Raw genomic sequence first — 21,769 nt, forward strand, 5'->3', positions numbered from 1 at the left:
TACTAGATTTTTTCCAGCAGGTAATTGCCGGATTTTAAGTCGTCCGCCAGCTCCTTTGAGCGTTCCAGAACTGTAGCCCAATACCTAAGACGCTGAGTATCTGTGAGTTTATCGAAATCTTTACGGTCCGGAATTTTGCCATAGGGCAAAGACTTCACCCAGGAGCTGGACGGGCATAGCAGGATCATTTTGTCCATCTGCGCTGCTTTGGCACGACGCCAGGGCAGGGATTTATCAAACCAGCCGGGGATCAGGTACGGATAAAAGTGTGGATATAAAATCAAACCTTCCTGCTGATAAGGCAGCGGCAGATGATAGTCCAGCAAACCACCGTCCATGTATAAACCTGCAGGTAAGCCTGCCAGATCTTTGACGGGGTGCATCACCATAGGAATAGAACCTGAAGCCAGTAAACTCGCTTTAAAGTTATCCAGAGTCAGCGGATAAGCCTCATGGGGTACTCGCTGCAGTAAAGTTGGGTTACTGTGGTTTTGCATCACCACTCTTTTATAAAATTTTTGCAGCAAGGCAGGTTTGAGCAGGTTAGCGCCAGCCGCCAGCATTAAACGTCGCAGTTGCGCAGCCTTGCGTTCTGATTTTCGGACTTTTACTTCGCGGGCTGCAATAAAATTCAGTTGCAGCACAGGGTTATTTAATACCTGCACAATAGCATCATCACTCGGAAACACCTGATCCAGAACTGAAGCTGAAGTGGCCGTAATTTCATCAATACTGGCGTTAGCTGGAAAACATAAGCTACTGTAGGCTTTAGCAAAACGTTCTGTGGCAGCAGCAGGGTTTTGCTGTGTGACACAGGCAAAACGCCAGGCGCCAGCCGAACTGCCGACTAAAGATAAAGCTGAGGTTCTGTCCTTAAAAAACTCACCGAATAGATACTGGTCCAAGCCAAATAAGCAAAACCATTTAGGGCCACCGCTTGCTCCCAATACCAAATCAATGTCTTGCTGACGTAAACCATATTGCTGTACATGCTCAAAAGCTGTGGCTCCTGCCAGTACTCTTAGTGTCGACTGTGTCACCCGGTTTTTTCCCTCGCATATACCCTTCGTACTTGAAGCCGCTGCTTTGTTGACTGCGAGCTCAAGCCCCAGTCACATAGGTTAACTATGCTCCTGGGGTCTCACGCTCTTGTCGCCTCCCTGCAACTCCAATTACTTTGGGTATAGAACTATATAAAATAAAACTTACAAAGATGCAGCGAATAATTGCTGATGCATACGCAGTGCATACTCGTCTGTCATGCCAGATACATAATCACAAATAATGCGCATCTGCGCCTGATCGTTGTCTGCGCTCAGCCAGCGATTTTTTGTATTGGCTGGTAATAAACGTTGTGCTTCTGAACTAAAGGCTTCAAACAAGGAACGGACAATTTGCTGGCCTTTGTATTCGCCTCTTTGCACCTCCGGCGATAAGATCACCGCCTCATAGACGAAGGTCTTCAGCAGTTGCAACAACTGTTGCTGCGGCTCTGGCAGCCGGGCATTGTATCGGATCAATGGGTCTTGAGTGTTCGGCAGCGACTGATACAGCTCAATGCTGGTGATCAGTAAATTCACCAAAGCGCCTATAGCGTCTTTACGAATATGATGTTCGGGTATAAATAATTTTTGGCTGATATGTTTTAACGCGCTGGCAATATCAGCAGGTAGTTTTGCCATTTCAGGCTCGGCCAGACGACGCCAGTGCTCCAGAGTTACAGTGCCTGTAACTATCGCATCTTCCAGATCATGCACGCCGTAAGCTATATCGTCCGCCAGCTCCATAATGGAGGCATCTAAAGATTTATGCAGAGACTTTAAGAAAGGCGCTTTATCCAGTGTTTCGGTGCGCTGAAAAGCTTCACGATCAGCTGTTGATAATGGGCTTAAGATCCAGTCGAGCAAATCACTGTCTGTTGCATAAATGGCTTTGCAGGGTTTAACGGTCAGGCCTTGTTCAACGTGGGCAGGAGCTGGTTGTACTATCGGATACTTTAATAAACCCAACAAAGTACGGCGGCTTAAATTCATACCGCCGCTGGCGGTGTAAGGTTCCAGTTTGCCGACAATACGTAAGGTCTGGCCGTTGCCCTCAAAACCTCCAAATTTCTGCATGCAGGCGTTTAGCGCCTTTTCACCCCCGTGGCCAAAAGGAAATGAACACCCACTATTTTTAGTAAAAGTGTATGTCATGTGTTAAACAAGTAGTAGAATAGAGCATCGGGTTAGTTTAAGAGTGAATATGCATCATTTCCAGAGTGAACAGTTTAAAACAATGTTGTTTTGTGATCAACGGGGTGTCCCTTTGATCATGCCTAACATATTTCTACTTTCCCTGAATAACAAAAGGAATGTTTACAAACCCAAATGGCTAGAGACACAGGATCAGCGGCGTTTAAAAAATGTTGAGTTGATCACCGAAAGAATAAGTCCAAAAACTATAACAGAGTGCTCTTATGAGTTACGAAAATTTTTAGTGTGGTTAACTGAATTCAGTGACGGAAAAAGTCATATTTCAGTCGTAAACCATCATAACTTACCAGTGCAAATTCTGAACTTCTACATAAATCAAGTTCTTGTTTTAGATAGAAAAATTAGTGAAAAAATGCTTGATAAAGCCGTTAATTCACTAAGCCACTACTACAACTATCTTGCTTATCATGGATTTACTAGTTTCAAGAAAATAGAAATAGAAAATGAGAATCGAGGAATTGCAAGAGAGAACACCAGAAAACGTAATGTTGTAAAGTATCTGTCAACAAGATTACGAGCAGAAATGTATGCTAATTCACACACTTTGAGAGAAGAATGTTTATTGAAAGCCGGTGGTGAATGTGGATTACGAACAAAGGAAAATATGGGTTTTCTTTTAAATGACTTCAAAGTGGGGGTTACAATTTATCAAGGAATGGTATCTCTCTTTGAAATGCTTGAACAAGAGAAGTTTAAAGATAAGCAGGATTTTAAGTATTGGCTTCAGGGTAAGTACTCGAAAGGGAGAAGGAACGGCCTCGGAGGCAAATCTAGATGGATTTTTATACCTAGAGATGTTTTAGAAAGGTTCAAGTTGTATTTCGAAATTGAGCGCCCTGATTGCGATCATAACAGTTTGTTTGTTACAACTTCAGCGAATGGAGCGTTTGGACCAATACGTGAATATCAGGCTACAAGAGATTTCAAAGCGGTCAAAGAGAGAGTAATTGAGAAACAACGGTTGGGATTATTTCCGAGCTACATGGATCGGCTAGAAGATGAACATACATATCATATTCTTCGACATTCATTTGGGACTGATAAGTTTCATGAAGTGAGTGAGGAAAATGGTCTGCAAATCGAAAATGTAACTCACATGGACAAGCCTTACTTGGTAGTTGCTGAACTACTTGGGCATGAAACGGATGGTTTAGAAGCTCCACAGACAACGCGGAAATACATTAGATCTGTTCAAGAAAAAATTAGACTAGATAAAAATATTATGAGGGGCTCATGAAAGAAGCAGACATCGATGGCAGATTAATTCAGCAGCAAGATTTAATACTCGCCGAGTTCAAAAGTATGCAAAAAGTAACAGCCATCGATTTTGAACCTTTTGGGACTTTCAGATTTGTAGTACCCCAATATGACGGAGCTAATGAACGAGTTATTGAGTTGAATGATACAAATACATATGAAAAATGTATTATCTTCTCAGCTCTATACACTGCTAATTACGTTACTTTTGTATTAAATGAAGGCGCTACTAGTGATCGCCAGTCATTATCAAGTATCGTCCCCAAATTTATAGATTTTTTAAATGAAATAAATTTTGACGAATTTAACCGAGTAAATGTACTTAAAAAATTCGAAGCATATCGAGTTGAGAATGATGGTGTTAAGACGCAAAGTACAGGACTTGTTCAATTAACAAGATTATTAAATAAAGCATTAAATTACTCTTCGTTCGGTAATGATTTACTAACGCCCCATGATTACAAGTATCTAGATCTGCTTAGTAAATCTAAAGCGGCCGCTAGCGATAATGAGGAACAAACAACACTAACAGATTATCTTGGCTTTCACTCGTGGTTAGGGCGTGAAGATGTTGGAGTTGGTGCCGAACTGTACAGAAGAGCTGCTTCTCCGAAACTGTTGATGTCATCTTTTATGATAACAATTAGTACTGCGTTGGAGCAGATAAATATTTCTAAACATGCAATTATTGATTTGTTTAGAGCTGCGAATGTAAAAACAGATTATTTTCCAACATTGTCGCCTGTTCCAAAAGCTTGTGATTACAAAGATGGGAAAGACGATGAAGCTTTTAAGAAAGCCTCTGCTGAACATAAAGTTGAAACTTTAAATTATAAAAAAGATTTTTTTGAAAAAGTCTGGTTTCTTTTATTAGATTATAAAAAAACGGAAAGTATAGAGATTGCCATTGATTCACTGATCTATTCACAGTGTAATGAAGTTGCTCATGAATTCACTAAAGACATTTTTTGGAAACAAGGTGTTATTCCACAACAAACGAGCAAAATTTCAAATAAAATAGTTACTATTTTCAAGCAATCTACGAATAACTCATTGTTGTTTACACCTGATTTCATAGTTAGCTTGCTCAAATATGTTAACTCTGACGAGAGTGTTATTCCAATAAGCAGTGGTGAAAATTACTTATTTTCACTGCTTATGGCATATCAGACAGTGCCTTATTCTGATATATATAGAATTAGCTCATCTGATTTCCGTCTTGCTAAGAAGCAAAACGGTGAAGTTAGTATGATAGAATCAGATTACTTTAAATCACGTGCTGGTAGAGTGCATGAAACAGAAACGCTAACTGCTTCATCAAATTTAGGTAAAGCAATTCTGTGTTTTTTGAAAGATAAAACGTCAAACTTTAACAATCACGCTAAACTTGTTGAAGAAGATAGCGCGCTGCAAGCGAAGCTTGGGGTTACATCTTCAATATCTGTGTTCTATAATTTTTTAGCAAAATCGGTTATACGTAATGTCATTGATGAAAATCTACTATCAAAGAAATGTTCTCCGGTATTTATTGAGTGTGTTTATCTGATTTGCACAGTCGGGGTTAGAAAGGATATCTTTGAAAGGAACAATGTTAATTGGGCTTTAAATTGTGAAACACCTTGTCTTACAAGGATTTTCAGTTCTCAAGCTGTCAAAAACTCAAGAGTTCATTCGGAAAGTGATTCATTTGACCCGACAAGGATAATAAATCATTTGTCCCACAGCAATGAAACTGAGAGAAAAAGCTATCTAAATACTCATAATAAAACATGGGAAGACAACTGTGGGCGTATAACGCGATTAGTTATGAATGATATAGAGTTGAATGTATTGAGGCCAAGTCGGACTGAGATTTCAATCTACAATCAAGACTTCAAATCAGCCTTATCATTAATAAAAAACAGAGCTGAAAACACTCTATCGAGGCTAAAGGTAATTAGTAATAAGACTGGAGGAAAAATAGATGAGTTCGGTTTGTTATCTTCTCAAGACCTTATTGAAGGTGACCTGCCTGATACCGTGTATCTTACAGATACTTCAGAGACTGTTCTTAAGCTGTTACATTATGTTTCTGAAGTTGAGCGTTGCCATCATACACTTTTACAAAGATCCCCAGAGTTTCTTTTTTATACCGTCTTACCAACTGTGGAATGGATTGAAACAGTATTTTCAAACCGCCTTTTATCAAGAAACATCGTAACGGAAGGTCAAAAGTTGTATGCGAAAACTAAGGAACATCTGCCGCCAATGTTTACAGCGTTTACAGGGGGTTATTAGATGTTAAACACCGTATTTAGCTCGGCTTCTGGTAATGAATTAGCTAAATTGGAGTTTATCCAGCATTGTAACGATATGCTCCGGTGCATTGACCCAACAAATCAAGCAAATTTTGACCATGATATATGGGTGATTCCATTCACGAGATTGCTAGGTAATGAAAATATCAACCTTTTTGCCACTCTGAATTTTACTGATTTTAAAAATACAGCTTTGATGTTTAAGGATCAGTTTTCCATACAATTGGAAAATAACCAGTCAGTTGATCTAAATCTGCTTGGGTTCGCAAAGTGGCTATTTTTAAAGCTTAAGTGCGACGGTGCGATAGATTATCGCAGCGTGTGGCTTCTGGACGTTTTGAAAATGCATTTCACATTTTTAGCAGAACGTCGCTCGACAGTATTGAATGATGCTGATTTAGAGGAGTTTTTTAGTCTCCTTTTGACACACGACTTTAAAAACGGAGCCTTTATTAAAAGGTTTGGTGCGCCTGCATATGCTTCAAGGTTTAAGTGTTACAACTTAATGGATTGTGCAAGGATACTTCGTTCACACGGCATTGATGATCTCATTGGAGAATTTGATCAGTCTGATATTAATAAGGCATTTAATGAGTCGTGTTTAGCGCAAATAGATATGACTTTGTCAGATTATAAGGCCGGAGGGTCATTTGATTTTCTTACGTTAGATGTTGGCCGTCACTATGTAGATTTTTGCGCTACGTTTTTGAAGAAAATATTGCATTTTCAGTTGCCTTATCTAAAGCATTATTTGATGTTGGACTAAAAGTTAGTGAAGACGGTAAAAAGGATTTGTGGGCAAGCTATTTTAATAAGTCTGAAATATTGAATAAATCAAATGCTTTAGTGAAAAGTTTTAGATTTCATTATAATAATATAGCAGACCAAACACATGCTTTCTGCTTGAGCACAATTAATAAAATAGCTGTGGACTTAGGTCTGGATGAAGAGCGTTTTGACACTTATGAATTCATCAGGTCGTTGTTATACACAAGATTTTACGATTCAGAGTTGAAAAAAAGAGAATTTATACTTGCCGAGTATTTGGCTAGTCTGAAAAATGAATCTACAGAAAATACTGTAAATTTTACGCTAAGCGAATTCGATGTCATTTGTAATAATCAACTTTTAAACGCACAGCTTAGCGAAACTGAATCAGTAGAAGTTCTGCTTCGTCACATTGACAGGCATGATTTGGTTAACCGCAAGAGTGTTCGAAAATATTTTCTTGATGTCGAATCTGCTGGAATTACAGCTTTAGTGGCCTTCACGGGGTGGAGAGCGAGTGAATATGGCTTCCCGTTATCAGCGTTGAGATCTGAAGTTAATCGCGATATCAAAGATGCCGTTTATACACCTTTTCGTTTCCATTTAAAGTGGATATCCCCCAAGACTAATGGTGAGACATTATTAGAAAGAGAGATAACGCTCTCGACAAATATCTTAATTAGACAAATTGATTCTTTGACTCAGCATGCAGACAATGAATTCGCAATTACTTCAACGCCTCGAACAGACTCTATTGAGATTAATAGAATTGTTTATAATGCCGTTGTAAGACACTGGTTGAACTTTCCATCACAATATCTGCTATTCAAAGAGTTGACTGAATTGCAATATTTAGAAAGTTGTGAAGATCATCTTACAGCGGCTGAGCGAAATCGGTTTATTGAATTGAAGAACAAATACAATCTAGAAAACAGGGTGGTAAAAGAACTTTTACAGTTGAAAGATAAGCTTATTAATGATGTTCAATTACAGAAGTTTGCTAGTCGGGTATATAAAGTCGATGACGATAAAGTTAGATTCAAAGGTGTGATTGTTCGTTTTATTAAAGGTACGCTGCCTATAGCGGATAGCAAGTTAATAGAAACGAAATTATCAATGGAAACGTTAGACGCAATAAAATCGCCTGACTTCGATTTGACTGAGAATGCAATTCTTCGCATAAGAATTGAATTGCTAAATGAAACATATTATGCAACACCTCATGCCTTAAGGCATATCTGGGCAGAGGCCGTATTGCGGCGATATAAAGGGGATGTCGGAAAATTTATTCGTGCAAATTTCAAGCATATAGATGAACGATTTTTTATGGCGTACTTAAGAAATAAAGAAGCAAGATCAATTATGCAGGTCGCTAAACGAACAACTATTAATTCGATTGTTAAAAATCGAATTAATAGTTTAGGAGATGAAAAAAGAGCTTATTCTGGAGGGTTTGATAGATTTATAAATAAGGCTGTAAGGATTACAAAGGTGTATTCTCAGCAAGAATTCAACAATCTATTTATAAATATCACTGAAAACCGAATTGTTGATATTAAGACAAACGCTTGGGCAACCTGTATATTACGGACATCTACTCAAAATTTAGCGAAGTGTTCGGTAGATGGAATTCCTCAGCGGTACAACGCATCACCAAAATTATGCCTTGGTTGTATTAACGCCGATATTGAAGCAGGAAATTTTTATGGAATAGTCGTGTACGTGAAGCCTGATATCGATGCATGTAGAAATCCTCATTTACCCTTATTCCTTAAAGAAGTGCATTTAGATAACGTTAAAAAAGCCTTGAAACGGGTAATCGAGCTTGAAGAGGGGGATAATATGACTAATAGATACAGACCATTCATAAATTACTTACTTGAAACGATAGAAATAGTAAATAACTCGAATGGAATATCGTAATGTCAGGAAACTACTATGATCAATTTTTAGGTGAAGAAAGCCCAACAAAAGCGGAACTAAATGCTGGTCTTAATGAACTTGACTGGATTGGATTTCATACAACAGCGAAAAAATCTTTTGATTCGATTAATGAACTTAAAAAGGTTAAACTACGCTACATTAAGGGGCATACCCAAAAATCCCATTTTCAGAAAAAGTATTTGTGGATGATAAGTAAAGCTGAAGTGGCTAAGATGGTTGGTGTTAAACCGCAGCCGTTGTTCAATAGCAACAGCTTTTCTAAAGGGCTGTCCAAATATTTTGACGAAACTGTTATATATTTAGAAAAAGAGGTTGAGAAGCAAACTTGCAAGGAAAAGAAGGGATTGCAGCATAGAAGCAAATCCGAACTAAAAGAAAGCACTAAGACCTTAAGCCAAGAATTGGATAAACTTCAAGAAACTAATTGTGAGCAGCTTTTTCAGACTTTGCTCGATAATATCCCTCTAGATATAAAAAGAAAACTGGGGCTTGTGTGAATAAACTCTAATATCTACGGGCATGCAGTCATCTGAATCGTCGATGAAAAAATTGAGTCAGCTCTTGCGGTGTGCGTCATATCAGCTTACGGCTCATGCGCTGATCTGTGCCAGAAGCAGACTGGACTTGTCGGTGGTGAGGTTTATACAGCAAGCGCTGCAATATCCGAAATTAGTCCATTTTTACAATAGGCTGGCAAGAGAGTCCGGGAGTAAGATAAACTGTGTTTGTTGGTGTGCATTTGGCCCCAAAGGAGTTAGTTATGCGTTCAAAATATGATAACGAAGTTATGCAGCGTAAAGCGGAAGGCTTACGTCGTTTATCTCAAGCTTATTCCGATGCTCTGAAAAACCGAACTACACGTAAAGTTGTTTCTATTCCAAAAAAGAAGGCTGCCTAATATCAGAATTTCATAAAAAGCCGTTCAAACATTAGAAGAATTTATAACTTTTGATCTCTTTTATAAACTTGATAAAATCTGACTGTCTGTTTAAAGCCAAAACCCGACATTTGGCATTGTGGTAAATTGTAGTGGTAAACTGATTTCGGCCATTTGCTTAGAGGTTGTATACAGTGTTCTCGAAAAGCGAAGGTCCGCAATTAAGGCACGGCGGACATTCATTTTTTGACAACGCCTGTTCTGACCAACTGCTTGTCACTCATATCTGATTCTCTGGCAGACTGGAACCTTTTGATTACACTGTCAGAACAGATATGAGCAATTACAGCGAATGTACTACCAAAATTTACTTCTTGGAGAGAATTTCTTCACCGTGGCTTTTAGCCCATTCATTCCACACATCAACTTTAGCATTAAAGCTTTCAGTCGCCTGTGCAGTAGCCGAGTCGAGCAATGGCTGTACTTGGGCTGAAAATTTCTTATCGACTTTTGAAAACGGAAAGACATCAATACCACGATCAATTAAACCTTTCTTCATAGTGTGAGTTTTAAGCAAATATAACTTACCATCTTCAACATAGAAAAACTGACTTTCAACATTAATTGTTTTGAATTTTGGTTTCGTTGGACGACCCGAATGTTTGCTTTCTGTTTCTGTGACTTCAGAGGTAGTTATGGCGTCATTCGACAATTTGTAACCTAACTGTTCTAAGGTAAAACCTTGTTCTCTAGCAAACACTTGTAGTTTCTCAATTGTCTCAATTTCGCGTTGTCTATCTGCCAAAACTTCATTCAAAATGCTAATTACTTCGTTGATCTTTGTTACGGAAAGTTCTTTAGCTGCTTTCTTCACTTCTCGTTTTTCTAACAAAAAATTCATGGGTTGCCTCTTTGATGTGGGGGAGCAAATATCTCAGTGCTAGGATATCACCATTAAAAATGAACTTGCTTAATTTACTCAAATTTTCATAAAGATACGTTAAACAAAGTCTTGTGTAGTAAGTACTTTGTCCATAACTTTAATCCCAAGAAATGAGGACACACACAAGCACATACAGATACTGATCTCCAGCCACAGACCTAGATAGTTGCCTAGAGCAGCAGAGCTGTAGTACTTAACAAAAATCATTGGCGCATTGAAATAGAACGCGGTACAGATAGCTGCTGCAAGTATGTAGCTGACGTAACGTTCAAATGTTTTCAGTGGTTTAAGGTATCGATGTGCTTTCAGTTGTCCTATCGCAATAGATAGCCTTACACATATACCAAATACAATACCGAGTGATGTGAGCAAAAGATGGAATACAATGTTTGCCTCCATGATCTACTCCCTTATAGGCATATCAGAAATTAAGCCTAGCACAAAAATTCCCAAATTTAGAGGCAAAGTACCCTTAATGCTGACTGTGACCTATTTCGATGCATGGCTTACACCAAGCCCTGATATCGGCAAAATAAGACCTCCGCTAAATCCACATTAATATGCGTCCCTTACAGGGGCAGGCGCAAAAAATAAGTCAGCAGCCAATTTTAATTGCTGCATGATGTATCCACGTTGAGATGGTGCCGTTGATTAGTTGATAAATATCTGAATAATATCAATGAGTGTGGGCCGTCAGCGTTAGCCTTTGTCTTCTGGCAGGAAGTGGCAAAGTGAATGTTGGCGGCCTTCGCTTTTCTAACGCTTAGCAACCATGATTGACATTCTGTAAAAATCAGCGATCATTAACTGTGTTTACATACAGTATTTTGGTGCTATGACAATTCAGTTTATAGGGTTCGCAGAACCTACTACCCACTACAGCATTCCTTTGTACCAGAGCAAAATCCCTGCTGGCTTCCCTTCGCCTGCACAGGACTATGTGGAACAAACACTGGACTTAAACGAGCTTTGTATTAAGCGACCCGCCGCCACCTACTTTGTGCGGGTTGAGGGGGATTCGATGATTGAAGCTGGTATTCATCCTGACGATATTCTAGTAGTGGACCGCTCGGTGACACCGCTACACGGCGATATTGTTATTGCTCAGGTGAATGGCGAGTTTACTGTGAAAGAGCTGGCATTGATGCCTGAAGTGCAATTAATCCCCCGCAACAAAGCTTACCAACCTATCACCTTTACTGATGATGCTGAGTTGGCGCTATTTGGTGTAGTCACCAACATTGTCAGGCAGATAAGCCGTTCAAAACGAGCCCAGTAGCATGAGTCGTATATTTGCTTTGGTGGATTGCAATAACTTCTATGCTTCATGCGAAAAGCTGTTCCGCCCTGATTTGATTAACCGCGCTGTGGTGGTGCTGTCGAATAACGATGGGTGTGTAGTAGCTCGGTCAAAAGAAGCCAAGGCTATGGGCATAAAAATGGGCGTTCCGGTGTTTCAGATCAGGGAGCTGTTAGAGAAAAACAACGTGGTGGCTTTTTCGTCCAACTATGCACTCTATGCCGACATGTCTGCTCGGGTGATGCGCACTTTAGAAGAAATGGCACCGGCTGTTGAGGTGTATAGCATTGACGAGGCTTTTATGGATTTATCTGGAATAGCCAGTGCAATCAACCTAACAGACTTTGGTCATCAAATTCGTCAGCGTGTTCAACAGTGGATAGGGATAAGTGTTTGTGTAGGGATTGCGCCAACAAAAACCTTGGCAAAGCTGGCTAACCATGGTGCTAAGTCATGGCCTAAAACTGGTGGCGTGGTAGATTTAACGAGTAAGGAGCGGCAACGCAAGCTGATGGCGTTATTGCCTGTCAACGAGGTGTGGGGTATTGGTGGCCGACTCACCAAGCGGCTGGAAGATATGGGCATTCATACTGTGCTGGATTTGGCCGATGCACCCACTAAGCTGATACGCCAGCAATTCTCTGTGGTGGTTGAGCGCACAGTGATGGAGCTAAATGGTGAATCCTGTATTGAGCTTGAAGACATACCGCCTACAAAAAAAGAGATTGTCAGTTCAAGAGCCTTTGGCGAAAGAGTCACAGAGCTGTCTGCAATGCACGAGGCCATATCTGAATACGTGCATAGGGCCTGTAAAAAACTAAGGCGAGAGCGATGCCGGGCGAAACGAATCAGTGTCTTTTTAAGAACTAGCCCCTTTAGTGATCATCAGTTAGACCCTTACTACTCGAATAGCCGAAGCGCAGAACTAAGCTTTCCATCCGACGACACACGCGATTTTCTGCATTTAGCCAGTAAGCTTTTGGATGCCATTTGGAAAGATGGTTTTAGGTATGCCAAGGCTGGAGTAATGCTTTCAGACTTCTATGCCCATGGGGTATGCCAGCAAGACTTATTCGCCACCAGCGACACAGTACGAGGTAACTCTGGATTGATGGAGCTAATAGACCAAATCAACGAGAAAATGCCCAACACTATTTACTTCGCCAGCAAAGGAACGAAGCAGTCTTGGGGGATGAAGCGAGAGCTGTTGTCGCCTGCTTTTACCACTAGTTGGAATGCTCTACCCAAAGCAAGGTAGCTGATAGTTAGAATTGTTCAATGCTAATTCTGTACATAGCGCTATACCCAAAACTAAACGACGGCATCCGAATATCGAGTTTTGAGCATTTTTTGTCTAGCTTAATCTAGAAAAAGTGCAATCAATTTGTGATTGCTGTAATTTTTTGTTTGAGACCGCCCCAGCCCAAGCTTTTAACCCCTTTAGTTGGTCAGGGCACCGATTAACTGTTCTTAAGGCCCGATAAGTCAGGGAAAAGTGCTCAATAAGAAGCCTCTAATTAAACTATATAACGGAACCATAATGGTAAATGGCGACTAGCTGAGGAGTAAAAATGTTAAATTACAGAGATGTTTTAGACGTGCTTGATAAAGCTTTCAATCCCTCTTTGAATGAAAAAAGGCCGACTAATCTGCTTTGTTTAAATATCTCGGATAAATATTTAGCCGCCGATATTAAAGTAATGGTGTTTGGACAAGAAACCAATGACTGGCATGGTGATTATGGTGGTGCTCATGAGGCCGAGTCTTTAGTCGAAGAATATGACGAGTTTTTTACATCAAATAAATGCTTTAGCTACGGAGGTCAATTTTGGAATGCTGTGTCCAAAATGGTCGATATACTTCAAGATAAAACAGGACAAAGTGTTGGGTTACTATGGAATAACATTATAAAAATTGGGAAGTCAGGGGATAAAGGACGGCCTGAAATTGAAGTTATTGAGTGGCAACAGCCTGCAATGAAGCTGATTCTAAAAGAAATTGAAATCGCTAAGCCAGACATTGTAATTTTTTTCACTGGACCTGATTACGACGATATGTTGCATGTGGTCTTTGAAGACATTCAGTTCGAATGCGCTAGTGAAAAATCTGTACGGCAATTGGCTCTGGTATCATCAAAATATTTACCGTCAAAATCCGTCAGAACTTATCATCCCGGATATCTATGGCGAAATGACTTTTACGATTATTTGAACGACATTCTAGCTATCGTCATACCAAAAGCCGACTCGGAATCAACCACTTGTACTCAAGTTAATAAGTAGAGACACTGATGAAAAGACGACTTATAGCAAAAAATAAGTGGCTGCTCTCTGCGAAATTCAAACGAAACACATGCACTCAGCAATACTCCCTATGCTCGGAGGAAGCAGCTAGTTTTGCATCTATCAGTGCGTCCAAATTGCGTGGTCAGCTTGCTTTTGCCAGACGTATCGTTCGGCAAAGACGCATGAATGCTAGGCAGCTCAAAAAGTACAGGAAGAAGCAAGCAAAATCCGGTCTTCTAGGAAGTAAATATGGCGGCATGTGTAAATCAGAACTGAAGCCAGCTGGATTTTTTGATATTTTATAAAAAACCGAATACGGCTGTATGTGCATGGTAATACTTTAGAGCTTCATGGTTGTCAGAATTATTGTGCCTCCCGCCCAGTAGATTCGAGAACATATGCGCACAAGCTGTTGTTTTAGCAGTATAGACACAATTTTAGTATTGCTTAAAAATAGATCCTTAAGCGTTCTCTTCGGTGAATACTGGTTATACACCATTGCCTGCGTGGCCAGTAAAACATAGACTATTTCCCAGTCCAACTAGGACTGGGAGGGGCAAGCTGGTTTAAGAAATGTCTTAAGCACATATATTTATAACTGGTCGAACAACTTGAGATGAGTTATCAAGCAAAGCAACCCAGCTTACAATCTTCAATGACTTCTGGTATGAGTTAACTGAAAGCATACGTACAAGTGTGGCATCACTAGTTGCCGTGGCTAAAGTTGATTTGAACGCAAATTGATCTCGATTTGATCGACGACTATATGCATTGTCATAATAGATACCGTAAGCCGATTGACTGGAAACCGATGACTGTAGCAGTCAAACGTGTTTACCTTACCTTTGTGAAAACTTTCTTTGAAAAACTTCATGCCAAAGGTATTTTGTCCACTAATACGTTAGAGCACATTGAGCTGCCCAAAATTGGGCGTCCTCTGCCAAAAGCTGTTTTCACTGAGAATGAAATCCAGAAAGTCTTAGATCAGGCTCTGTTGTTCGGTTTTACTGGCCTGCGCGACCGTGCAATCTTGGAGACCTTTTTTGCTACGGGTATTCGCCGTACCGAACTGGCAAATTTGGACATTGAAGACATTGATCTGAATGAGCAACTGGTCAGAATCAGGAAAGGGAAAGGAGGCCGGGAAGGCATTGTGCCCATCAGTGAGCGTGGTTGCGAATGGATAGCGATTTAACTGAGTAAAGTCAGGCCACGTATTGCATTTTTGGCTTCAGGTAGCACCTTATTTCTGGCAAACAATGGTAAACGCTACGAGCCGCACAAGCTGTCGGATATGGTATCCCGCTATGTAAAGCTAGCAGGTATCAAACGGGCGGGGCCGCGTTTCCTTTTTCGGCACTCAACGGCCACAACCATGCTGAATAACGGCGCAGACTTAAGGCATGTGCAGGAAATGCTAGGGCATGCTGATATCTCAACAACACAAATCTATACCCATGTCTCTCGTTCTAAGCTGCCAGAAGTTTACGGGAAATCTCATCCGTCAGCGCTGAGCAATCAGAGGATTTTTCTCTAGAAAAAAACAGGGAGGTAGAATCATAAGCCTATTTCTCAGCCTCTCATGTTGTCCCTTTTTTTCTAAAAAAACTGGACAAAACGAGAGGTTTTAGAATAAAATCTAGCCATCTGGAGATGAGATCAATGACAATCGCACAATCAGTTTACAAACAAATTGAGAAGATAAAACCCGGTAAGTTATTTTCTTATCAGGATATCAGTGTATATGCTGAGCATAGCGAAGCTGTTGTTAAAGCTGTTAATCGTAATGCAGATAAACTTGGACTCATGAAAGTTAAAAAAGGCCTTTTTTATAAGGCTGAGTTCGGCAGATTCGGCCCGATGGCTCCGCAAGAAAATGAAATCATTCAGTACTTTACGAAACATAAAAGCAAAATAGTCGGTTATATCACAGGACCAGCTCTTTATTATCAATGGGGACTCACGACACAAGTACCTGTCGAAATTAATATAGCAACAGCGGCAAAGAAGAATGAAAAAGCCAATTTTTTTGGATTGCGAGTATCCACACTGCCAGCTAGATACAAAAATATTAGTGAGAAAAACACAGAGCTTCTCCAGTTTCTTGATATATTGAATAACATAGAGCGTATTCCTGATTCTAATGTTGATTATGTTTCGAATAAACTGAGCTCGCGGCTAATTAAATTTTCTGATGAATCAATAAAAGACTTAGAACATATAGCTAAAGTAGCTTATTCAGAGAGAACTAAAGCACTGCTAGGCACGTTTTTTGAGCATTATCTTAGTTATTTTAGTAAGGAATTACATAGTTCATTAAACCCAAGCTCTACTTACTTATTTTCAAACTCAACCAAAATGCGTAATGCTCAAAAGCATTGGCATCTAAAATTCAGTACATTAAAGGATTAATTGTTGAATCTTCATAACGATAAGAAAGCCTTCGAAGAAGCCGTTCGCGCCACTGCTCGCAGTTTGTCACTGCCCGTGACTTACGTAGAAAAAGATTACTGGGTGACTTATGCGCTCAAATCTTTAGCGAATTCTGACATTAGCGAAAGCATTGTATTCAAAGGTGGAACTTCTCTAAGTAAAGCTTATCGTTTAATTTCCAGATTTTCAGAAGATGTTGATATTGCTGTATTTACCGATGGCTTGGGCAATGGGCAAATCAGGAAAAGAGTTGGGCGAGCCTGTGATCTCATGCCGGGCGAACTTATTGAAGTGGCGTCGGCTGATACAACTAAAAATTCACATTTTAGAAAGGTAAGATTTCAGTATCCGAAGTTAAATGAAGACGGAGTGCCTGAAGGGCAGATCACCAACAGCATATTGCTTGAAGTAAATGCATTTGCAGATCCTGAGCCACACAAAAAAATGGCTATATCAAGTTTTATTGCTGATTTTCTTGCTTCAATTGGTCAACATGAATCAATAGCAAGCTATGCCCTTGAACCTTTCGACATGAACGTCCTATGCACATCTAGAACACTTTGTGAGAAAATTATGGGGATGATTAAGGCATCCTATGGGGATAATCAAGTCAATAATATTAATAATAAGATACGTCATTTGTATGACATTTACTATTTGCTGACGGACCAATTCACAAAAGACTTTTTACAGTCTCCAGAATTTATCCAGATGGTTAGGAAAGTTATAGATACTGATAGAAGAACTTTTAACAAAAGTCCCTTATATTGGTTCGATCAACCGCTGTCGATTGCTGTTGTATTTGCTAACCTTGAATCAATTTGGGGTGATTTAGTCACTACCTATAATGGTGATTTCAAAATGATGGTCATCGATAAAGATTTACCAACTGCTGAGGCATTATTTGATATGAGCCAGCAGATCTACGTTCAATTGTTGCGTTTTGATAGTGATGGCCATTCGTAATTACTTGTTTTATTGGTGCTTGTATTAGTTAGGCTATACTATAGAGCCAAAATTTCTTCGAATAGCAGCTATGCGGTAAAAAGAACCGTGTGAAGTGCTTCAGATCTAGTTACCTTCCCTCTTTCCTGTATAAAATAATCTGGATCGTGATTCGGATTATTTATATGCAGGCACGATACTATGATCCAGTCATAGGGCGTTTTTATAGCAATGACCCTGTAGGGTTTATCGCCAGCAATCCGATGTCGTTTAACCGCTATTTGTATGTTAATAATAACCCTTACAAGTATACTGACCCAAATGGTGAGTATTTAGAATCCGTATGGGATGCAGCAAGTCTGAGTGTTGGCCTAACATCACTTGGAAGCAATCTTGCTAACGGAAATTGGGCTGCTGCTGGATTAGATGCGCTCGGCGCAATAGCTGATGGTGCAGCGCTTGCACTTCCAGTGGTTCCCGGTGGGGCAAGTATGGCTATTTCTGCCTCGAGATAAGGGGCAGATTTCATAGCTACAGCAGATGGAGCGGTAGTTCATAACTCGACAAGTGGAGTAAGAAACTCCCTAGAAGACGCCGGTATGAGCGGTACGACTGTTACTAATAAGTCTGGAACTGAATCGGGAACGATACACAATGTGCCTGAAATGAAAATGGATGTTCGGGTAATGGATGGAGGCCCTAACCATCCCCCGAGAGTGGTGACTTCACGAGAGGGATCATCACAAGCAGTTAATCCGGCAAATGGCTCGAACTTTGGTAATGTTCCAAAAGCTGAACAACGAGCACGAAGTCATATTGAATTAGAGAAATAATTTTATGGATATTGCTTTATTGAATCTAGCAAACAAACGGTTGAACGATCATATTCTTAAATGTCAGTTGGATAGGTTGATTGTTTCTAGCATTGAGTTGCGCCTATGTTTTTTGACAGAATCAATTCCGAAAAAAGAAGTTTGGTTAACTGTTTCGGGTGCTGCATGGGTTGATGATAAATCCGAGAGAGAGGCAAATTTTTTCTTGCAGCGAGGTAAATTTTTATCCCAAGTTTATATGCTAATGGGTGAACGCATAATAGATGTAGAACTTCATAAAGACGGGCAGCTTTTGATATCAATTGGTCAGCAAAAGCTCGTTGTAGAACCTGACGATGAGAGCTTTGAAGAGGTTTGGTCTGTTACTCCAGAAAGTGGTTCCCAGTTCGCCGAGTTTGACTGGTTTGTAACTTATACAGACAACCATGAACTACTAGTGAAGTAGACAATGTTTGAATCCAAAGCCCCGCTCTCACCAGTAACTCGGTGTCGGCGGGGCTTTTTGTTGCACTAGGGTTGTTACCAAACACGGGGCCGAGTAGACGATTATTCAACCTAATTTAGGGTATCCTCTTGTTCTTGTGGTGCATTGTTTTATCTAGCCAGATGGCAGTTTTACAGGATAGGCATTGTTATAAATGCTGCTTAGAAGTATGGTTGATTGGCAATGTTTCTGCGGCTGTTCAAGCGACAATTCAAGTGATAAGTTTCTTCTACCAAAAACAGGAAAAAGGATGTTAATTAAGTGGCAAGGAATAATAACCAGATCGCGTTGGCTGATGTTTTAAGGGAGTTTGAGGATAACGGCACTACCTTTACGGCTGAGATGGTAGCCCAACGCACTACGTATAGTAAAAACTCCATTAACAAATACATTAATGAGAAGTTGCTTGATAAGTACATTTTTCATGCTGGCTCTCGCACCAAATACCGTATTGAAGGTATAAGTGCCTTATCAAATGATGCATTCCTTGCGGTAATGAGTCAGTCAGCAAAAGGTAAGCAGAAAACACCTGAAGAGCAGTTTCACGACAAACTGGTGAGTCGGAGTCTCGATGCGTTCACTTTGGCGCTAGAGGTATATAACCGACCAAGTATGAAAAATCGTGTTGAAGCCTTTGCAATCATGATGGTCAATGCTTGGGAGCTGTTACTCAAAGCAGAAATACTCAAAGCTGAAGGGTATGAAAAGATCTTTTATGATGGGGATAAAAGTATATCCATTACCGAAGCGGTTAAACGGAGGCTGCAAGAAAAAGATCCTGTCAGAATCAATTTAGAGACGATTATTGATTTACGTGACCACGCCATCCATCTGCTGATACCAGAGTTACAACCACAATTGTCCCGGCTTTTTCAAGCAACCGTTCTGAACTATCAAACACGTTATAGGAATGAAATGGGTAATGCCCCTCTTGCTGGACAAAGTGTGGGGATGCTGAGTTTGGTAATAGATGGCCCCGCTCCAGAAGTAGCATTAATTCAAAAGTTGTATGGTAAGCATGCTGCTCAATCAGTAGCAAAATTCATTCAACGCTTTGACGAAACATCGAAGAAGGTTGATTCTACAGAGTTCTCAATCCCAGTTGATTACAGGCTTGCTCTCGTAAGGCGGGAAGATGAAAGTGATCTGTCGCTTAGTGTTGGTGATGCCGGTGAAGGGGCTATTATCATCACGAAGACTAAAGACCCAGATGCTACTCACCCCTACCATATGAACGAGGCCCTTGACGAAATAAACAAACGGCAGGCAACCATTTCAATCAAGAGCGGCGCTTTTCAGGCAGTGCTGAATAAACACAAAATTAATAATCAGACCAAGTCCGATATGCGTTGGGTGATTGATGGAAGACCTCGCTATTCTGAAAAATTTATCAGATGGTTTGTGGATAACTTAAAGCAACCCAAGTGGCTGGAATCTGCTAAGGAATTTAGGCGCAGTCAGCTTAGGAAAAGCCTCTAAAATGTCAGAAATAAAGTTTGATAGTGAGACTCTCGATGGATGCTTATTCATCGGCGTCGTGTACGATTTATACCAACCGCTCTACTTTCGAGATTTTGAATTTGAAACAGCGTCTCCCGACGTAAGGTATGTTCTGCACGTCCATCACAGGGCAAATGCCCTGAACGATACATTTAAGTCACTTGAAACTATCTACCAACTATTGTCACTGACGAATCTTCCGGTCGAGACTTCTCTTGGGAATATTTCACGTTACAACTGGGTTCGTTCGATTCTAGATGTCATGTTAGGGAGAGTGACGTCGATTAGAGATTGTGTATTTCTATTGATTGAATCGGTTTGCGAGGTTGGCCTGTCACCACGTCAGGTATCCAGAAAAGCGTTAATTAGAAGTAGCAAAATAATAAATAACAATAGATTAGTAAAACTTATAGATGAGGTAGCTAAAGTAGGAAAGCACTTGCGTGAAGAAAGAGATAGACTTTTCCACCGAGGGGAGAGAAGAACTTTGGGGAGCCGCCCAGAATTTTATTATGCGGCTAGTGCAATTGAAGCTTTTGGAGGTTTAGGCAAGTTTACTGGGCCGGATGACGAGGAATTGGATCTTGAAGAGGAACATAAAAATATTATCACGGAGATAGAAGCCGATTTCCATCAAGTTGTAACTTTACTGTCGGCAACGCTCACAGAAATATTTTCAAACCTCTACCCGGAGTTTAAAGAAACATTTATTGAAAAGATGAAAGCTGGAGGTGGTATAAGTGAAGTCGCTTTGGGTTTAATAAAGCGAGCGGAATACTACAATAGTAAATCGTCTCAAGACGAATTAGATCGGAGCTAGTACAAATTATTGCACCCCTATCGGTCGAAAATTGGGTTCATCTGGAAGGCGGGAGCTGATTAAAGCATTTTGTTTAGATAACCAAGAGTCATTTAATGCCATAGTCCAATGAATCAGAAGGCCTGTAAACCAAGGTATCTTCTAACTTTATCAGGATTGTTTTAAAATTTTATCGACGAAGCCGAGCGGCTGGCACTGCCACTTTAATGCAGAGCCCCGCCCTTACCGAAGATAGTGGCGGGGTCCAAGTTTCAGATGCTGAACTGAACTATCTGACTGGTTAAATTGCACTTTACTACTCTTTGTTCACATTATTTCCAATCGTCCCGTCAGGGTTAGACCTGACATAATCCTCACCATTTATGTTTATAACGTGATGGTGGGGATGTTTCCCTTGCTCAACCTCTTGAACTAGAGTTTCCCTTGATACAACGCCTCTGCCAGCAATTGTATATGAGTCGTTTTCACCATTTTCGCCATCATTATTGCCACGAATATTCTTTGCCATCAGAGCACCCCAAATGAATTGATGTGGCAAAATTGCCACAAAAAACCATATGGGGATGTTTATATTTTAATCAATCCTTGGTGGCGTTTTTTTGTACACCGTTATAGATAAAGGATATCGCTAAGGTTCCTCGACCAGATTCTCCCGCATTGAATCCAACCACATTGCCTTTTCTACAAATGGTTGTGGGGCGACCACCACCAGAGCCCAACCACGACAATAACGCCCTGATCCATGGCCCACGCAGTGCTCGTGTTGACACCAATGACCTATCCCCCAAATTTAAGACCATGACATTGATGAGATTTCCAATAAAATGG

At 40.3% G+C, this 21,769-nt stretch carries 22 protein-coding genes and 1 pseudogene; 17 read left to right on the forward strand and 6 right to left on the reverse strand.

Going from position 1 to position 21,769, the window contains the following annotated elements; translation table 11 throughout:
* Positions 1-2 precede the first annotated feature (2 nt).
* Both WH43_RS01105 and WH43_RS01110 read right to left on the reverse strand, forming a co-directional pair.
* Positions 3-1,040 carry an alpha/beta hydrolase gene (locus tag WH43_RS01105; protein ID WP_053422815.1) on the reverse strand — a complete coding sequence of 346 codons (1,038 nt, stop codon included), beginning with the start codon at positions 1,038-1,040 and terminating at the stop codon, positions 3-5.
* Between the two features lie 165 nt (positions 1,041-1,205).
* Positions 1,206-2,195, reverse strand: coding sequence for an anti-phage deoxyguanosine triphosphatase (locus WH43_RS01110; RefSeq protein WP_286049383.1), 990 nt, complete (start codon positions 2,193-2,195; stop codon positions 1,206-1,208).
* A 49-nt stretch (positions 2,196-2,244) separates the two neighbouring features.
* Here WH43_RS01110 and WH43_RS01115 point away from each other — a divergent pair, with 49 nt between their 5' ends.
* From WH43_RS01115 to WH43_RS20170, 6 genes are all read left to right on the forward strand, one after another.
* Positions 2,245-3,492 carry a site-specific integrase gene (locus WH43_RS01115; protein ID WP_053422816.1) on the forward strand — a complete coding sequence of 416 codons (1,248 nt, stop codon included), beginning with the start codon at positions 2,245-2,247 and terminating at the stop codon, positions 3,490-3,492.
* Positions 3,489-5,789 carry a hypothetical protein gene (locus WH43_RS01120; protein ID WP_053422817.1) on the forward strand — a complete coding sequence of 767 codons (2,301 nt, stop codon included), beginning with the start codon at positions 3,489-3,491 and terminating at the stop codon, positions 5,787-5,789. The genes WH43_RS01115 and WH43_RS01120 overlap by 4 nt, the downstream gene beginning before the upstream one ends.
* Positions 5,790-6,575, forward strand: coding sequence for a hypothetical protein (locus tag WH43_RS01125; RefSeq protein WP_053422818.1), 786 nt, complete (start codon positions 5,790-5,792; stop codon positions 6,573-6,575).
* A complete protein-coding gene (locus WH43_RS01130; RefSeq protein ID WP_152342753.1) occupies positions 6,503-8,500 on the forward strand; it encodes a hypothetical protein in 1,998 nt (665 codons plus the stop codon). Before WH43_RS01125 ends, WH43_RS01130 begins: the two co-directional genes overlap by 73 nt.
* Positions 8,500-9,018, forward strand: coding sequence for a hypothetical protein (locus tag WH43_RS01135; protein ID WP_053422820.1), 519 nt, complete (start codon positions 8,500-8,502; stop codon positions 9,016-9,018). The genes WH43_RS01130 and WH43_RS01135 overlap by 1 nt, the downstream gene beginning before the upstream one ends.
* Positions 9,019-9,281: 263 nt before the next feature.
* Positions 9,282-9,419: a hypothetical protein gene (locus WH43_RS20170; protein ID WP_286049384.1), complete on the forward strand. Its 138-nt coding sequence runs from the start codon at positions 9,282-9,284 to the stop codon at positions 9,417-9,419.
* Positions 9,420-9,765: 346 nt separating this feature from the next.
* On the opposite strand, the gene WH43_RS01140 is transcribed toward WH43_RS20170, so the two are convergent.
* Positions 9,766-10,299, reverse strand: a complete 534-nt coding sequence (locus tag WH43_RS01140) for an H-NS family histone-like protein (RefSeq protein ID WP_053422821.1) — start codon at positions 10,297-10,299, stop codon at positions 9,766-9,768.
* Positions 10,300-10,398: 99 nt separating this feature from the next.
* Positions 10,399-10,740, reverse strand: coding sequence for a hypothetical protein (locus tag WH43_RS01145; RefSeq protein WP_053422822.1), 342 nt, complete (start codon positions 10,738-10,740; stop codon positions 10,399-10,401).
* Between the two features lie 436 nt (positions 10,741-11,176).
* On the opposite strand from WH43_RS01145, the gene umuD reads away from it, so the two are divergent.
* The 11 genes and pseudogenes from umuD (at position 11,177) to WH43_RS01200 (ending at position 20,941) form a co-directional block, all read left to right on the forward strand.
* Complete coding sequence (gene umuD, locus WH43_RS01150) at positions 11,177-11,620, forward strand: translesion error-prone DNA polymerase V autoproteolytic subunit (RefSeq protein ID WP_053422823.1); 444 nt, start codon at positions 11,177-11,179, stop codon at positions 11,618-11,620.
* A gap of 1 nt (position 11,621) precedes the next feature.
* On the forward strand, positions 11,622-12,899 hold the full coding sequence (gene umuC / locus WH43_RS01155; RefSeq protein ID WP_053422824.1) for a translesion error-prone DNA polymerase V subunit UmuC: 1,278 nt from the start codon (positions 11,622-11,624) through the stop codon (positions 12,897-12,899).
* A 313-nt stretch (positions 12,900-13,212) separates the two neighbouring features.
* Positions 13,213-13,923 (forward strand): hypothetical protein, encoded by a 711-nt coding sequence (locus tag WH43_RS01160; RefSeq protein ID WP_053422825.1) that lies wholly within the window; start codon positions 13,213-13,215, stop codon positions 13,921-13,923.
* Positions 13,924-13,931: 8 nt separating this feature from the next.
* Positions 13,932-14,231, forward strand: coding sequence for a hypothetical protein (locus WH43_RS01165; RefSeq protein WP_053422826.1), 300 nt, complete (start codon positions 13,932-13,934; stop codon positions 14,229-14,231).
* A gap of 506 nt (positions 14,232-14,737) precedes the next feature.
* Positions 14,738-15,463 (forward strand): annotated as a pseudogene (locus WH43_RS20175) (tyrosine-type recombinase/integrase).
* Positions 15,464-15,588: 125 nt separating this feature from the next.
* On the forward strand, positions 15,589-16,338 hold the full coding sequence (locus WH43_RS01175; protein ID WP_053422828.1) for a DUF6088 family protein: 750 nt from the start codon (positions 15,589-15,591) through the stop codon (positions 16,336-16,338).
* A 3-nt stretch (positions 16,339-16,341) separates the two neighbouring features.
* A complete protein-coding gene (locus WH43_RS01180; RefSeq protein WP_053422829.1) occupies positions 16,342-17,325 on the forward strand; it encodes a nucleotidyl transferase AbiEii/AbiGii toxin family protein in 984 nt (327 codons plus the stop codon).
* Between the two features lie 164 nt (positions 17,326-17,489).
* Positions 17,490-17,819: a polymorphic toxin type 10 domain-containing protein gene (locus WH43_RS01185; RefSeq protein ID WP_053422830.1), complete on the forward strand. Its 330-nt coding sequence runs from the start codon at positions 17,490-17,492 to the stop codon at positions 17,817-17,819.
* A 322-nt stretch (positions 17,820-18,141) separates the two neighbouring features.
* Positions 18,142-18,582, forward strand: coding sequence for a hypothetical protein (locus tag WH43_RS01190; RefSeq protein ID WP_053422831.1), 441 nt, complete (start codon positions 18,142-18,144; stop codon positions 18,580-18,582).
* 300 nt (positions 18,583-18,882) lie between these two features.
* Positions 18,883-20,100, forward strand: a complete 1,218-nt coding sequence (locus tag WH43_RS01195; protein ID WP_053422832.1) for a DUF3644 domain-containing protein — start codon at positions 18,883-18,885, stop codon at positions 20,098-20,100.
* A gap of 1 nt (position 20,101) precedes the next feature.
* On the forward strand, positions 20,102-20,941 hold the full coding sequence (locus tag WH43_RS01200; protein ID WP_053422833.1) for a Cthe_2314 family HEPN domain-containing protein: 840 nt from the start codon (positions 20,102-20,104) through the stop codon (positions 20,939-20,941).
* A gap of 295 nt (positions 20,942-21,236) precedes the next feature.
* Here the strand turns inward: WH43_RS01200 and WH43_RS01205 are convergent, their stop codons facing one another.
* Both WH43_RS01205 and WH43_RS20180 read right to left on the reverse strand, forming a co-directional pair.
* Complete coding sequence (locus WH43_RS01205) at positions 21,237-21,449, reverse strand: DUF3892 domain-containing protein (RefSeq protein ID WP_053422841.1); 213 nt, start codon at positions 21,447-21,449, stop codon at positions 21,237-21,239.
* 70 nt (positions 21,450-21,519) lie between these two features.
* Positions 21,520-21,769, reverse strand: a 250-nt coding sequence (locus WH43_RS20180) for a hypothetical protein (RefSeq protein ID WP_286049385.1), incomplete at its 5' end; no start/stop codon positions are given.

Source organism: Rheinheimera sp. KL1 (genome assembly GCF_001275035.1).
Lineage (GTDB): Bacteria > Pseudomonadota > Gammaproteobacteria > Enterobacterales > Alteromonadaceae > Pararheinheimera > Pararheinheimera tangshanensis.